This is a genomic window from Pseudomonas viridiflava (assembly GCF_900602065.1).
In the GTDB taxonomy this organism is placed as follows: domain Bacteria; phylum Pseudomonadota; class Gammaproteobacteria; order Pseudomonadales; family Pseudomonadaceae; genus Aquipseudomonas.
Window position 1 is genome coordinate 1 of the sequence record NZ_UWFN01000365.1, and the last position, 278, is coordinate 278.

At 60.4% G+C, this 278-nt stretch carries 1 pseudogene; it reads right to left on the reverse strand.

What is annotated here, in order from left to right:
• Window positions 1-278 (reverse strand): annotated as a pseudogene (locus tag EE949_RS28990) (polyribonucleotide nucleotidyltransferase); the annotation flags it as partial.

Below are 278 nucleotides of genomic sequence, written 5' to 3' on the forward strand. Positions count from 1 at the left end.
GGGTTTCGCCACGGGTGAACAGTGCCGAACCGTGAGTCTTCGGCAGAACGCCGACTTCGATGTTCAGAGGACGAACGGTGCGGGTGTCACGGCCATCGATACGCGGCTTGCCGTTGACGATGTTGTCGCGAACGGTACGGTATTCGATTTCACCGAAAGCGGCTTTGACTTCGCTGGCAGACGGGCTGCCTTCTTCGACAGCCAGCTTGGCAACGATCTGCTCACGCAGCTCGCCCAGACGCGCGTAACGGTCGGCCTTGATGGTGATGGTGTAGGCC